Source organism: Yoonia sp. 72 (genome assembly GCF_034652275.1).
Lineage (GTDB): Bacteria > Pseudomonadota > Alphaproteobacteria > Rhodobacterales > Rhodobacteraceae > Yoonia.
This window is the reverse complement of sequence record NZ_JAXIWG010000003.1, coordinates 334639-348772: the sequence shown is the minus strand read 5'-3', so window position 1 is coordinate 348772 and position 14134 is coordinate 334639. Positions and strand designations below refer to the sequence as shown.

At 60.4% G+C, this 14134-nt stretch carries 14 protein-coding genes; 9 read left to right on the top strand and 5 right to left on the bottom strand.

Translation table 11 applies throughout. The annotated features are described in order from the left end of the window. Nucleotides 1-165 precede the first annotated feature (165 nt). Genes VCK47_RS14080 through VCK47_RS14065 form a run of 4 tightly spaced genes read right to left on the bottom strand, consistent with a single transcriptional unit; the run spans nt 166 to nt 2777 of the window. Complete coding sequence (locus tag VCK47_RS14080) at nt 166-1191, bottom strand: MaoC family dehydratase (RefSeq protein ID WP_322890248.1); 1026 nt, start codon at nt 1189-1191, stop codon at nt 166-168. Continuing rightward, a complete protein-coding gene (locus tag VCK47_RS14075; RefSeq protein WP_019954630.1) occupies nt 1188-1391 on the bottom strand; it encodes a DUF1737 domain-containing protein in 204 nt (67 codons plus the stop codon). Before VCK47_RS14075 ends, VCK47_RS14080 begins: the two co-directional genes overlap by 4 nt. A gap of 4 nt (nt 1392-1395) precedes the next feature. After that, nucleotides 1396-1941 (bottom strand): NnrU family protein, encoded by a 546-nt coding sequence (locus VCK47_RS14070; RefSeq protein ID WP_322890249.1) that lies wholly within the window; start codon nt 1939-1941, stop codon nt 1396-1398. Further along, nucleotides 1938-2777 carry a CoA ester lyase gene (locus VCK47_RS14065; RefSeq protein ID WP_322890250.1) on the bottom strand — a complete coding sequence of 280 codons (840 nt, stop codon included), beginning with the start codon at nt 2775-2777 and terminating at the stop codon, nt 1938-1940. Before VCK47_RS14065 ends, VCK47_RS14070 begins: the two co-directional genes overlap by 4 nt. Before the next feature lie 174 nt (nt 2778-2951). Between VCK47_RS14065 and VCK47_RS14060 the strand changes: the two genes are divergently transcribed. Beyond that, the gene (locus VCK47_RS14060; RefSeq protein ID WP_322890251.1) at nt 2952-3254 is read left to right on the top strand and encodes a hypothetical protein; all 303 of its coding nucleotides are present in this window, start codon (nt 2952-2954) and stop codon (nt 3252-3254) included. On the opposite strand, the gene VCK47_RS14055 is transcribed toward VCK47_RS14060, so the two are convergent. Next, on the bottom strand, nt 3255-4010 hold the full coding sequence (locus tag VCK47_RS14055) for a sulfite exporter TauE/SafE family protein (protein WP_322890252.1): 756 nt from the start codon (nt 4008-4010) through the stop codon (nt 3255-3257). Nucleotides 4011-4167: 157 nt separating this feature from the next. Between VCK47_RS14055 and mdh the strand changes: the two genes are divergently transcribed. The 8 genes from mdh (at nt 4168) to VCK47_RS14015 (ending at nt 14120) form a co-directional block, all read left to right on the top strand. Continuing rightward, nucleotides 4168-5130 (top strand): malate dehydrogenase, encoded by a 963-nt coding sequence (gene mdh, locus VCK47_RS14050; RefSeq protein ID WP_322890253.1) that lies wholly within the window; start codon nt 4168-4170, stop codon nt 5128-5130. Nucleotides 5131-5268: 138 nt separating this feature from the next. Continuing rightward, nucleotides 5269-6495: a hypothetical protein gene (locus tag VCK47_RS14045; RefSeq protein WP_322890254.1), complete on the top strand. Its 1227-nt coding sequence runs from the start codon at nt 5269-5271 to the stop codon at nt 6493-6495. A gap of 339 nt (nt 6496-6834) precedes the next feature. Continuing rightward, entirely contained in the window at nt 6835-8028 is a 1194-nt protein-coding gene (gene sucC, locus VCK47_RS14040; RefSeq protein ID WP_322890255.1) for an ADP-forming succinate--CoA ligase subunit beta, read from the top strand. A gap of 56 nt (nt 8029-8084) precedes the next feature. After that, complete coding sequence (gene sucD / locus VCK47_RS14035) at nt 8085-8966, top strand: succinate--CoA ligase subunit alpha (protein WP_322890256.1); 882 nt, start codon at nt 8085-8087, stop codon at nt 8964-8966. A gap of 76 nt (nt 8967-9042) precedes the next feature. Then, a complete protein-coding gene (locus VCK47_RS14030) occupies nt 9043-12006 on the top strand; it encodes a 2-oxoglutarate dehydrogenase E1 component (RefSeq protein ID WP_322890257.1) in 2964 nt (987 codons plus the stop codon). Further along, nucleotides 12003-13220 (top strand): 2-oxoglutarate dehydrogenase complex dihydrolipoyllysine-residue succinyltransferase, encoded by a 1218-nt coding sequence (gene odhB, locus VCK47_RS14025; RefSeq protein WP_322890258.1) that lies wholly within the window; start codon nt 12003-12005, stop codon nt 13218-13220. Before VCK47_RS14030 ends, odhB begins: the two co-directional genes overlap by 4 nt. Before the next feature lie 25 nt (nt 13221-13245). Further along, entirely contained in the window at nt 13246-13713 is a 468-nt protein-coding gene (locus tag VCK47_RS14020; RefSeq protein ID WP_322890259.1) for a hypothetical protein, read from the top strand. Further along, on the top strand, nt 13710-14120 hold the full coding sequence (locus VCK47_RS14015) for an MAPEG family protein (protein ID WP_322890260.1): 411 nt from the start codon (nt 13710-13712) through the stop codon (nt 14118-14120). The genes VCK47_RS14020 and VCK47_RS14015 overlap by 4 nt, the downstream gene beginning before the upstream one ends. Nucleotides 14121-14134: the final 14 nt, after the last annotated feature.

Sequence of the window (14134 nt, the reverse complement as noted above, 5' to 3'; positions counted from 1 at the left end):
TCCAGTGCCAGAGTCACGCGCAGCACAAGGGCTTTTTGCGGGCCATTTGCCGCGATCCGGCACTTTTTTTGATTTGTGATCACGAATTTTTCGCGTGTGATCACACCCTCATCATCGTTCGAGCCCAAATATCCCTGCCGGAGGCTTGGCATCGCGCCAGCGATGTCAAACCGGCATCAGGGCCCAGTAATCAAGGTCCAGCAGCACATGCGCGTCATATTTGCCGTCCGCACCGCGCAGCACGCCAGCCACCCCTTTGGTCGCAACCAGTCGCAGCCGGATCGCGCCCACGCCGGGGGCAGAGGTCTGCGCAATCTCCAGCACTTCCGACCATGCGCGCACTGTATCCCCCGCAAAACAGGGGTTCGCATGCGCACCGCCGTTCAGCGCCACGATCATCTGCGCATTGGCCAGCCCGTTGAACGACAAAGCACGCGCCAGCGATATGACATGCCCGCCATAGATCAGCCTTTTGCCATCGGCACGGTTGGTCGCGTCGAAATGCACCTTGGCGGTGTTCTGCCACAGGCGGGTGGCGAGCATATGTTCGGCCTCTTCGATGGTAACGCCATCGACATGGTCGATCACCTCGCCCACGGCGTAATCGCCCAAGCGGTGCGGCTCGCCGGCCAGAGCGAAATCATAGCGGCTGAAATCGAGGCCCGCCGGGATTACCAGATCGGACGGCGCGACGACAGGCGCAAGCGCCGGCACAACCGCCTCTGGCGCGGGTCCCGCCCCGCGTTTGCGCACCATCACCCAGCGCACATAGGTCAACAGCACCTCGCCGTGCTGGTTGCGGCCCGTCGTGCGGACCCAGACAACCCCCGAGGTCCCGTTCGAGTTTTCCTTGATCCCGATCACTTCGGATGTTGCCGTGATCGTATCTCCGGGCCAGAGCGGGTTGATCCAGCGCCCTTCCGCATAGCCAAGATTGGCGACTGCGTTCAGCGACACATCGGGCACGGTCTTGCCGAACACGGTGTGGAACGTCACCAGATCATCGAGCGGGCTGAACGGCAGACCGCAGGCCTGCGCGAACATATCCGAGGAATGCAGCGCATGCCGCGCAGGGTAAAGCGCGTGGTACAGCGCCCTTTCCCCCATCAGAACCGTGCGCGGCACGGCATGTGTGATCACATCACCGACGGCGTAATCCTCGAAAAACCGGCCCGCGTTGGTCTTGGTCATTGCTGGCCCAGTTTCATATCGGGGGAATAGGGCGTGTCGATGTCTTTTGTGACGGCCTGTCCGCAGCGCATCACGCCATTGGCCTGATCGAACGCATAGGTCGGGCTGCCATAAAGCTCCCAGCCCTTGGACAAAGCCTCGGAGACTTTGTGGCAGAACGCGGACGTGTCGTCTTCAGTCAGCAAGCGGTAGATTTTCATCGGATTATCCAAACGGGTTATAGCCAAGCCATGCATGGATCGCCGCGATGATCGCATAAACGACCACCGTCGCCACGATGGCGGTGATTTCCTTTTTCGCGGGTGCCACAGGGGGCGGCGTCCAGTCGCGGTTGGCGCGGTTGATCAGGATCACCTCGACCACGGCCCAGGCCAGCAAGCCGCCGAACAGCACGAAAGACGGCACATCCCCGTTCACCAGCAGATGCGCCAACGCCCAGACCTTGACGGCGGTCAGCTGGGGGTGGCGGATGGTGCGCGTGATCCGCGTTTTTGCGCCGCTTGCAGCGTAAAGATAGACCGCGAAGATCATCAGCAGGTTGTTGATGCCCGTCATCGCGGGGCTGCGCCCCCAATAGACCGCACCATCAGCCATCCGGTAACCGATCACCATCAGCACGATCCCGAGGATTGCTCCAACAGCGACGATCCCCTTGCCCTTGTCGCCAAACCCCGCGCGGCTGGCAGGGGCAAGACGTTTCCAGAAATGGACGCCCGACCAAAGGGCAAGGCCCAGAATCAGTACAATCATGCGCTCTCCAATGCGGCGATGGCCTCTGCTTTGGCCAAAGTCGCCTTTGCGGTGACGATATGCAAGTTCTCGACGATCTTGCCATCGACGACAGCGACGCCCTGCCCTTGTGCGGCAGCCTCGGCAAAGGCCGCGATCTGGCGGTGGGCCAAGGCGATCTCCTCCTCGGTCGGACCGAAGGCGGCATTGGCGATAGCAACCTGCGCGGGATGGATCAGCGTCTTGCCGTCAAAGCCCATGTCGCGTCCCTCGGCACATTCGGCGCGCAGCCCGTCCTCGTCCTGAAAGGCGTTGTAGACACCGTCGAGTGCGGCGATCCCCGCCGCCTTGGCCGCCAGCAGACACATCTGCAACGCCATCATCAAGGCAGGCCGCCCGCGCGACCCCATATCCTTGGCCAGATCATTGGTGCCCATCACGAACCCCGCCATGCGCGGATGGGCAGCGATGCTCGCGGCGTTCAGCACGCCTTGCGGGGTTTCCATCATCGCCCAGATCGGCAGATCGGGGACAAGGGCTGCCAGCGCATCGACATCGGCCGTGCTGTTCACTTTGGGCAGCAGGATCGCGTCGCAGTCCATCGCGGCGACGGCTGCGGCATCGGCGCGGCCCCACTCTGTATCAAGCGCGTTGATCCGCACAATCCGCTGGCGCGGGCCATAGCCCCCTGCAAGCGCGGCAAAAAGTGTGTCGCGCGCGGCGATCTTGGCGTCGGGGGCGACCGCGTCCTCCAGATCGAACAGGATCACGTCGACGGGCAGGCTGCGTGCCTTTTCGAGGGCGCGGTCCTTCGACCCCGGAATATAGAGCGCGGACCGTGTGGGGCGGGTGTGCATCGAATCCTCCTCGCAAGATTATTGCGCGAACATGGCCAGAGTCGTGCCGATGATTCAACCCCGATCTTGCCGCGATGCAGCACCGGGGCCGGTTACGGGATGTTAACCACTTTACCCTATGCCGGAACGTGAGACCTGCAAGGATAGGTCATCCGGCAGAAGGCGGGCATCATTTTGCGGTACTTGTATTACATCTGTTTCGGTTGCCTCGCGGCTTTTGTCGGGGCGACGCAGGCGCAGGCGCTGACCTGCGCGGACAATGCGGTCGTCGCGCAGCGTCTGGCGCAGGTCTATGGCGAACGGAGGCAGTTCGCGGCACCCGGCCCCGACGGTGCTGTGACCGAGGTGTTCGCCGCCACCGATACCGGCAGCTGGACCATCGCGATCACCCTTCCGGATGGCTTGACCTGCCTTGTCGCCTCGGGTGCGGCCTTTGACTGGCAGGACGTGCTGTTCAGCCTCGGGCGTGATGCGTAATCAGGCCAGCGCGACCCAGATCAGCCGCAGGCCGGTCGCCACCAGCAGCACATAGGTCAGCGCAAAAAACGCACGTTCCGGCACCAGCCGGTGCGCCCTGACCCCGATCCACGCGCCGATCAGCGCAAAGGGGGCAAGCACCGCGCTGGCCTTCAGCGTCTCGAGCGAGAAGATACCCAGATAGGCGTAGGGGACGACCTTCATCCAGTTGATCGCCCAGAACGACACCACCGTCGTCGCCTGAAACGCGGTCTTGCTCAGCCCTTGCGACAACAGGAAAATCGCCGTGGGCGGGCCACCTGCATGGCTGACAAAACTGGTGAACCCGCCGACAAGCCCTGCCGCCCAAGCGAAGGGGCGCGAAAACGGCATGTGCCGGACCGTCAGCCAGCCCAGCGACCGCGCCATCTGGAACGCCACGAAAGCCAGACAGATCACCCCGATCAGCAGGCGGAACACATCGGCATCGACCAGCGCGTAAAGCACCGCACCGATGATGCAGCCCGGCACGGCCCCCTGCATGATCCCCTTGGCCGACGGCCAGTGCCATTGCCCCCAATAAGGCCGCAAGGTCGCCGCATCGACCAGCATGAACAATGGCAGGATGATCCCCAGGGCCAGCCCCGGCGGGACCACCAGCGCCAGAATCGCCCCCGCGACAAAGGCCGCACCAGAGCCGAAACCACCCTTGGAGATGCCGCCAAAAATGATCGCGGGGATGCCCACCGCGAAGAAAACCCAATCGAATGCGATCACGCGACTGCCCCAAATGCCTGTTGTTTGATCTGATTAGCGGCTTTGTTCCATGCTGACCATGACCCCGTCCGTGATGCCGCGACGCGGCACACTTGCCAGCGCGCCTGCAAAGGCTTACCCAATGCGCCAAATCCAAACCACCAAAGGATCCATTCCCATGGCCAGACCAAAGATCGCCCTTATCGGCGCCGGACAGATCGGCGGCACGCTCGCGCACCTCGCGGCTGTCAAAGAACTCGGCGATGTCGTGTTGTTCGACATTTCCGAAGGCATCCCGCAAGGCAAGGCGCTTGATATCGCCGAATCCGGCCCCGCCGCGAAATTCGACGGCAGCTTCAAGGGCACCAACGATTACGCCGATATCGCCGGTGCCGATGTCTGCATCGTGACCGCCGGTGTGCCGCGCAAGCCGGGCATGTCGCGCGACGATCTGTTGGGGATCAACCTAAAGGTCATGAAATCCGTGGGCGAAGGCATTGCCGCGCACGCGCCGAATGCGTTCGTGATCTGCATCACCAACCCGCTGGACGCGATGGTCTGGGCGCTGCGCGAATTTTCCGGCCTGCCGCATCACATGGTCTGCGGCATGGCAGGCGTGCTGGATTCGGCGCGCTTCCGCCACTTCCTTGCCGAAGAATTCGACGTCTCGATGCGTGATGTGACCGCCTTTGTGCTTGGCGGCCATGGCGACACCATGGTGCCACTGACGCGCTATTCCACCGTCGCAGGCATCCCCCTGCCCGATCTGGTCGAGATGGGCTGGACCACGCAGGACAAGCTGGACGCGATCGTGCAGCGCACCCGTGACGGCGGTGCCGAAATCGTGGGCCTGCTGAAAACCGGTTCGGCCTTCTATGCCCCCGCAACCTCTGCAATCGAGATGGCCGAGGCGTTCCTGAAAGACCAGAAACGCGTGCTGCCCTGTGCCGCGCATGTGGACGGTGCCTACGGCCTCAACGGGTTCTACGTCGGCGTGCCGACCGTGATCGGTGCCGGTGGTATCGAGCGCGTGGTCGAGATCAAGATGAACAAGGACGAACAGGCGATGTTCGACAAATCCGTCGATGCCGTCAAAGGTCTCGTCGACGCTTGCAAAGGTATCGACGGTTCGCTGGCATAAGCCGCGCAACCCAAGCAATTGAGCGGGCGTCCCGATCGGGGCGCCCGTTTTGGTTTGCGCAATGGGATGGCAAACTTTCCTCTTTCCCCACACAATTTTCTGAACTACGTTCAGAAATTGATTAGTTGGAGAAATGACATGTCGCACCTGATGCCATCATTCGCCGTTGCACTTTGCCTTGCCGTGGCAGGACAGGCCGCTGCGGCACAGGATTACAGCGCGCAGTTCGGGGAACTGGGGATTTCGGGTACCGTAGACGCGCTAGCTGCGATTCAAAACCCCTCTGCCTCGGATCGTTTTGCACTTGGCGGCGCATTGTTCCTGCAAGCGATCGAAACAACTTTTCAGGAACGCTACCGCGTCGGGCTGGGCGACAGTTTCATCAACCTGCCGGGTCTGAGCACAAATCTGGCGATCAATCCGGACCCTGATCCCTTCACTGCGGATGTGATCATCAACCTGTTCACGCAGTTGGGGGCCCGTATGGATCGCGCCCAAGAGACTTTGGCACCAATCACATCCGATGACACTGTCTTGGTCAGGATGGATTTCAACCAGATCTGGTTCGACATCAATGCAAACGGCACCCGGGATGCGAACGAAGACCTGCTGCCGATCATGGTGCCGCTGTTTGTCCCCGCATGGCGTGTGGACGAAACCTTGGCCGATTTCGCTGCGGCTGGAGGGGCGCCGACGATCAACTTTGACACGTCGGACGTAGCCTGGCTTCAGGCCTATACCCACGTCTTTTCGGGCACTGCCGAGATGGTGATGGCGTTTGACCCGACCGACATCATCGCCGAGGTCCAAAGCAACGCCACTGCCATCGTTGAAATGCGCAACGGTCCGGGGCCCGCGTTTTTCTTGTCCCAAGAGGATGAGACAATCGCCGATCTGGTGACAATCGTGCTCAAGGTGCTGGAACAGGAACCCGATGCCACACATACCCGCGCCGCTCTTGCGGATTTCAGGGCGATGATTGCCCATAACCTTGTGTTCTGGGACAGGGTGCGCGCGGAAACCGACAACAAGATGGAATTCATTCCCAATGCATCGCAGGTCAGCGCTCTTGGCTTGGTGTTCCCCCAGAACATCGACACGGCATGGCAGGCCGTTTTGATGGATGTGTCCCAAGTCTTGGAAGGCACACTGCTGATCCCGCACTGGCGCACGGGCGAAAACATCGGCATCAACCTGAACAAATGGTTGCAAAACCCGTCCGCGCTGGACGTCATCGGCGTTATCGCGGGCTCTGATCTTGCGCCGTATATGGAACGGGGGCCGCTTGCTTCTGCGGAAGCTATGAACGAATTCTCTTCGGCGACGGGTGGCAATTTCGCACTGTTTGCTTTCACGCTGAACTAGGTCCGCGTGGCGTCAGCACCGCCGTCCTTGTCCGAGGATGGGATGCGGCAACGCGACAGAGTGTTTTTCTCACTGCGGCAAGGTGCAAACCCGCTGCGGATGTTTTCGCCTGTCGCGCGCTTTTCCATCAAGGCGAACGATCAAGGCTACAGGTGACACGAATCTTTCGAAATTGTGCAAAATCCGCGGAAACGATGCGTGTGCGAATTTTGTGATCACACTTTTCAAACAAGTGATCACAAATGTCGGATTATCCGGACCCTTCCCACTTTTCAGTTAGAAAAGCCTGTTTTTATGTGATTTAGGGTGTGCCAACCGAAGTCAAATTGGACATGCCCTATGAATATCCACGAATATCAGGCCAAAGCCTTGCTGCGCAGCTACGGCGCGCCCGTTTCCGACGGCCGCCCCGTGATCCGCGCCGAAGACGCGAAAACCGCCGCGGGCGAGCTTGACGGCCCGCTCTGGGTGGTCAAGGCCCAGATCCACGCCGGTGGCCGTGGCAAAGGCAAGTTCAAAGAAGCCGATGCCGGTGACAAAGGCGGCGTCCGCCTGTGCCGGTCCGTGGAAGAAGCCGCCGAAGAGGCGAAAAAGATGCTGGGCCGCACGCTGGTCACGCATCAGACCGGCCCCGCAGGCAAGCAGGTCAACCGCATCTATATCGAGGACGGTTCGGGGATTGAGACCGAAATGTACCTCGCCCTGCTGGTGGACCGCCAGACCAGCCGGATCAGTTTCGTCGTCTCGACCGAAGGCGGCATGGACATTGAAGAGGTTGCAGAAGCGACCCCCGAAAAGATCCTGTCGTTCAGCGTTGATCCGGCCACGGGTTATCAGGCGTTCCACGGCCGCCGCGTCGCGTTCACGCTGGGGCTGACCGGCAACCAGATCAAGCAATGCGTCACGCTGATGGGCCAGCTCTACAAAGCCTTCACCGAAAAAGACATGGAGATGCTGGAAATCAACCCGCTGATCGTGACCGACAAGGGCGATCTGAAGGTGCTGGATGCCAAGGTGTCGTTCGACGGCAACGCGATGTACCGCCATGCTGATATCGCCGCCCTGCGCGACGAGACCGAAGAAGATTCAAAAGAACTGGCTGCGTCGAAGTTCGATTTGAACTACATCGCGCTCGACGGTGAAATCGGCTGTATGGTGAACGGCGCGGGCCTTGCCATGGCGACGATGGACATCATCAAGCTTTACGGGGCCGAACCTGCCAACTTCCTTGACGTGGGCGGCGGTGCGACCAAGGAAAAGGTCACCGAGGCGTTCAAGATCATCACGTCCGATCCCAACGTCAAAGGCATTCTGGTCAACATCTTCGGCGGCATCATGCGCTGCGACGTCATCGCCGAAGGCGTGCTGGCCGCCGTCAAAGAAGTCGGGCTGAAAGTGCCGCTGGTCGTCCGCCTTGAAGGGACGAACGTCGAGAAGGGCAAGGAAATCATCCGCAATTCCGGCCTTGACGTGATCGCCGCCGACGACCTGAAAGACGGCGCGCAGAAGATCGTGAAAGCCGTCAAAGGTTAACCCGTAGGGCGGGGTTCACCCCGCCGCACCCCCAGATTTCCCAAGGAGCCACCAATATGGCCATTCTCGTTAACGAAAACACCCGCGTGATCTGCCAGGGCCTGACCGGTTCGCAGGGCACGTTCCACACCGAACAGGCCATCGCCTATGGCACAAAGATGGTCGGCGGTGTCACCCCCGGCAAAGGCGGCAGCACCCATCTGGACCTGCCCGTCTTCAACTCGGTCCACGAAGCGCGCCACGTCACGCAAGCCAATGCTTCCGTGATCTATGTGCCGCCGCCATTCGCCGCTGACTCCATTCTGGAAGCCATCGATGCGGAAATGGAGCTGATCATCTGCATCACCGAAGGCATCCCTGTGCTCGACATGATGAAGGTCAAGCGCGCGCTGGAAGGGTCCAAATCCCGCCTGATCGGGCCGAACTGCCCCGGTGTCATCACGCCCGACGCCTGCAAGATCGGCATCATGCCGGGCCACATCCACCGCCGCGGGTCGGTCGGTGTTGTGTCGCGCTCTGGCACGCTGACCTATGAGGCTGTGAAACAGACCTCCGACTCCGGCCTTGGCCAGTCCACTGCTGTCGGTATCGGCGGCGATCCGATCAAAGGGTCCGAACATATCGACATTCTCGAAATGTTCCTGGCCGATGAAGAAACACATTCGATCATCATGATCGGTGAAATCGGCGGGTCCGCCGAAGAAGAAGCGGCGCAATTCCTTGCCGACGAGCGTAAAAAGGGCCGTTGGAAACCAACCGCCGGTTTCATCGCAGGCCGCACCGCCCCTCCGGGCCGTCGCATGGGCCATGCCGGTGCGATCGTCGCTGGCGGCAAAGGCGACGCCGAAAGCAAGATCGAGGCGATGAAATCCGCAGGGATCATCGTGGCCGACAGCCCCGCGACGCTGGGCGAGGCTGTGCTGAAAGCCATCGGGTAACTCGGGGTTCACCCGACACCCACTTTACGGCGGGGGCCAGCCCCCGCCGGACGACATTCAACAAAGGTCCCTTGTCATGAACGACCACTCCCCCAACGACCTGTTCCACGCTTCCAGCTTTTTGCAGGGGCACAATGCAGGTTATGTCGAACAGCTTTACGCGCGCTATGCCGACAATCCGGGGGCGGTCGATGAAAGCTGGCAGGCGTTTTTCCGCAGCCTTGGCGATACGCCCGCCGACGCACAGGCCGAGGCCGCAGGCCCAAGCTGGGCGCGCCGCGACTGGCCGCCGGTGCCCAATGACGATCTGACCGCAGCGCTTGATGGCCAGTGGCCAGCGGAGCCCGCAGCCGCCGCAGACAAGATCAAAGCGAAAGCAGCCGAAAAAGGCGTCGGCCTGTCAGAGGCGCAGGTCCGCAACGCCGTGCTCGACAGCATCCGCGCGTTGATGATCATCCGCGCCTACCGCATCCGCGGCCATCTGATCGCCGATCTTGACCCGCTGGGCATGCGCGAAACCGTGCCGCATCCCGAACTCGACCCTGCGAATTACGGCTTTACCGCCAAGGACATGGACCGTCCGATTTTCATCGACAACGTGCTTGGCCTTGAAGTCGCGACGATGGCCGAGATCATCGCCATCGTGCAGCGCACCTATTGCGGCACGTTTGCGCTGCAATACATGCATATCTCCAACCCCGAAGAAGCGGGCTGGCTGAAAGAACGCATCGAAGGTTACGGCAAGGAAATCAGCTTTACCCAGACCGGGCGCAAGGCGATCCTGAACAGCCTCGTGCAGGCCGAAGGGTTCGAGAAGTTCCTGCATGTCAAATATATGGGGACCAAGCGTTTCGGCCTTGATGGCGGCGAAAGCCTGATCCCCGCGATGGAACAGATCATCAAGCGCGGCGGCCAGCTGGGGCTTGAGGATATCGTGATCGGGATGCCGCACCGTGGCCGGTTGTCGGTTCTGGCCAACGTGATGCAGAAACCCTACCGCGCGATTTTCAACGAATTCCAGGGCGGATCGTTCAAACCTGAAGAAGTCGATGGATCGGGCGATGTGAAATACCACCTCGGCGCATCCAACGACCGCAGCTTTGATGGCAACACCGTGCACCTGTCGTTGACCGCCAACCCCAGCCATCTGGAGGCGGTAAACCCCGTTGTTCTGGGCAAGGTCCGCGCCAAGCAGGACCAGAAGAAAGACACCGACAAGACCAAGGTCATGGCGATCCTGCTGCACGGCGATGCCGCATTCGCAGGTCAAGGCGTGGTTGCCGAAGGGTTCGGCCTGTCCGGTCTGCGCGGCCACCGCACCGGCGGCACCATGCATATCGTGGTGAACAACCAGATCGGTTTCACCACCGCGCCGCATTTCAGCCGCTCCAGCCCCTATCCCACCGATATCGCGCTGATGGTCGAAGCCCCGATTTTCCACGTCAACGGCGACGATCCAGAGGCCGTGGTTCACGCCGCCCGTGTGGCAACCGAATTCCGCCAGAAGTTCCACAAGGATGTGGTGCTGGATATCATCTGCTACCGCCGCTTTGGTCACAACGAAGGCGACGAGCCGATGTTCACCAACCCGGTCATGTACACAAAGATCAAGAAACAAAAGACCACGCTGACCCTTTATACCGAGCGTCTGGTCAAGGACGGCCTGATCCCCGAAGGCGAGATCGAGGATATGAAAGCCGCGTTTCAGGCCCATCTGAACGAGGAATTCGAGGCTGGCAAAAACTATAAACCCAACAAGGCCGACTGGCTGGACGGGCGCTGGTCACATCTCGACCGGATGAAGGAAAAGAAATACCAGCGCGGCAAGACCGCCATTTCCGACGACACATTCGCCGCCGTCGGCAAGGCGTTGACGACTTTGCCGGACAATTTCCCGACGCATAAGACCATCGACCGCCTGCGCGACGCCAAGGCGCAGATGTTCGAAAATGGCACCGGCATCGACTGGGCCACCGGCGAGGCGCTGGCGTTCGGGTCCTTGCTGCTGGAAGGCTTCCCTGTCCGCCTGTCCGGTCAGGACAGCACGCGCGGCACGTTCAGCCAGCGGCATTCGGCTTTCATCAATCAGGAAAACGAAGACCGCTATTACCCGCTGAACAACATCCGCGAAGGTCAGGCCAAATACGAAGTCATCGATTCGATGCTGTCGGAATATGCGGTGCTGGGCTTTGAATACGGCTATTCACTGGCCGAACCCAATGCCCTGACCCTGTGGGAAGCGCAGTTCGGCGATTTCGCCAACGGCGCGCAGATCATGTTCGACCAGTTCATTTCGTCGGGCGAAAGCAAATGGTTGCGGATGTCCGGCCTCGTCTGCCTGTTGCCGCATGGCTATGAAGGGCAAGGGCCGGAACATTCCAGCGCGCGTCTGGAACGGTTCCTGACCATGTGTGGCGGCGACAACTGGATCGTGGCCAATTGCACCACACCAGCCAACTATTTCCACCTGCTGCGCCGCCAGCTGCACCGGACCTATCGCAAGCCGCTGATCCTGATGACACCGAAATCCTTGCTGCGGCACAAACTGGCCGTGTCCAAGAAAGAGGAGTTCACAACAGGATCGAGCTTCCACCGCGTGCTGTGGGACGATGCGCAATACGGCAATTCCGAAACCAAGCTGGTGGCAGACGACCAGATCAAGCGCGTGATCATGTGTTCGGGCAAGGTCTATTACGACCTTCTGGAAGAACGCGATGCGCGCGGGATCGACGATGTCTATATCCTGCGGTTCGAACAATTCTACCCCTTCCCCGCCCAATCCGCGATGAAGGAACTGCAACGGTTCCAGAACGCGGAAATGGTCTGGTGTCAGGAAGAACCCAAGAACCAGGGCGCATGGGCCTTTATGGAACCCAACCTTGAATGGGTGCTGACCCGCATCAAGGCCAAGCACACCCGCCCTGTCTATGCAGGCCGCGCCGCTGCGGCGAGCCCTGCGACGGGCCTCGCAAGCAAGCACAAAGCAGAACAAGAAGCGCTGGTTGACGATGCGCTGACCATCAAAGGAACAAAGAAATGAGCACCGAAGTCCGCGTCCCCACGCTTGGTGAATCCGTGACCGAGGCCACCGTCGCCACGTGGTTCAAGAAACCCGGTGATGCCGTCGCCGTCGACGAAATGCTGTGCGAGCTGGAAACCGACAAGGTCACGGTCGAGGTGCCCAGCCCCGTCGCCGGCACCCTGTCCGAAATCGTCGCCGCCGAAGGTGAAACCGTTGGCGTCGATGCGCTGCTGGCCCAGATCTCCGAAGGTGCCGCAGCCGCAGCCCCGGTGAAAGAGGCCCCCAAAGCCGCACCCGCGCCAGAAGCTGCCGCCACCCAGACCAACGCAGGCCCCGAAGAGACCAAACCGCGCGATCCCGAAGACGCGCCTTCGGCCAAAAAGCTGATGGCCGACAACGGACTTTCGGATGTCAAAGGCACCGGCAAGGACGGCCGCGTGATGAAAGAGGACGTGCTGAAAGCGCTGACTGCCAAGTCTGACGCCCCTGCCCCTGCCTCCGCCCCCCGCGCGCCTGTGGCCGCCAGCGACGAAGCCCGCGAAGAACGCGTCAAGATGACCCGCCTGCGTCAGACCATCGCCAAGCGGCTGAAAGACAGCCAGAACACCGCCGCGATGCTAACCACCTATAACGAGGTCGACATGACCGAGGTGATGGCGCTGCGCGACGCCTACAAGGACCTGTTCTTCAAGAAACACGGCGTGAAGCTGGGCTTCATGTCCTTCTTCACCAAGGCCTGTATCCACGCTCTGCACGAAGTCCCCGAAGTGAACGCCGAAATCGACGGCACCGACGTGGTCTATAAAAACTACGTCCATATGGGCATCGCCGCAGGCACGCCCACGGGTCTTGTGGTGCCGGTGATCCGCGACGCCGACCAGATGTCATTCGCCGCTATCGAAAAAGCGATCGCCGAAATGGGCGCCAAAGCCCGCGACGGCAAACTGTCGATGGCCGAAATGCAGGGCGGCACCTTCACCATCTCCAACGGTGGGGTTTACGGCTCGCTGATGTCCTCGCCCATCCTGAACCCCCCGCAGTCGGGTATCCTTGGCATGCACAAGATCCAGGACCGCCCGATGGCGATCAACGGTCAGGTCGTGATCCGGCCGATGATGTATCTGGCGCTGTCCTATGACCACCGGATCGTGGACGGCAAAGGGGCCGTGACCTTCCTTGTGCGCGTGAAAGAAGCGCTGGAAGATCCGCGCCGCTTGTTGATGGATTTGTGAGCTGGCGCCTGTCGGGAATGGTAAAATGACAAATGTCGATACAGCCAAAGTCTTCTTTGGAGTTGTATTGAAGCAACTTCAGGCATCATTCCCGGCAGCGTATCATATCACTTACGTTGATATCTGGCCTGAATTTGAAAGTATCGCCAAGGACGGAGTATTAGCGCTGAAGTACAACCGGCGGCACCGCGTTCTTACGGTCACTGAAGCGTCGGAGAACGAAGAATTGCGGAAGCTATATACTAAGCAAATGCTGCTATGGATGGTTGATGAGGACTACATCAGGCCAGATCCAACCAGCGGTTATAAGCTTGACTACGTCTTGTCTTCAAAGTCGTTAGCGGTGTTGAACTTGAATCTTTCGGACAAACAGGAAACCGTCGGTGGCACGCTAAAACGTCTAATTTCAAACGCGGGTGACAAAGCTACGGGGGAACTCATTTCCTTGGTTATCGGTAAAGCATTTGCAGCAACACAGGGAATGGCTCAATGACCCCCGAACTGACCGTCCTCGCCCTCGCGGGTCTGTTGCAAGGGTTGCAATTCGTCCTGTTGTCCGTGCCCGCCAACCTTGAACTGGGGCTCGGCAAGACAGCGGGGCCGCGCGACCCCGGCCGCCTTGGCAAGCCCTTGATCGAACAGGTCAGCCCCAAGACAGGCCGCCTGTTCCGCGCGCTGAATAACCATTTTGAAGGTTTGATCCTGTTCACACTCGCCGTGGTCGTCGTTACGCTCGGCGACAAGGCGACGGGTCTGTCTGCGGTCTGCGCCTGGGTCTATCTTGGCGCGCGGGTGCTTTATGTGCCTGCATACTATTTCGGCCTGACGCCCTGGCGTTCGGTCATCTGGATGGTCGGTTTTGCGGCCACCATGCTGATGATCGTCTCGGCCCTGATCTGAATCTGAAGGAGTTT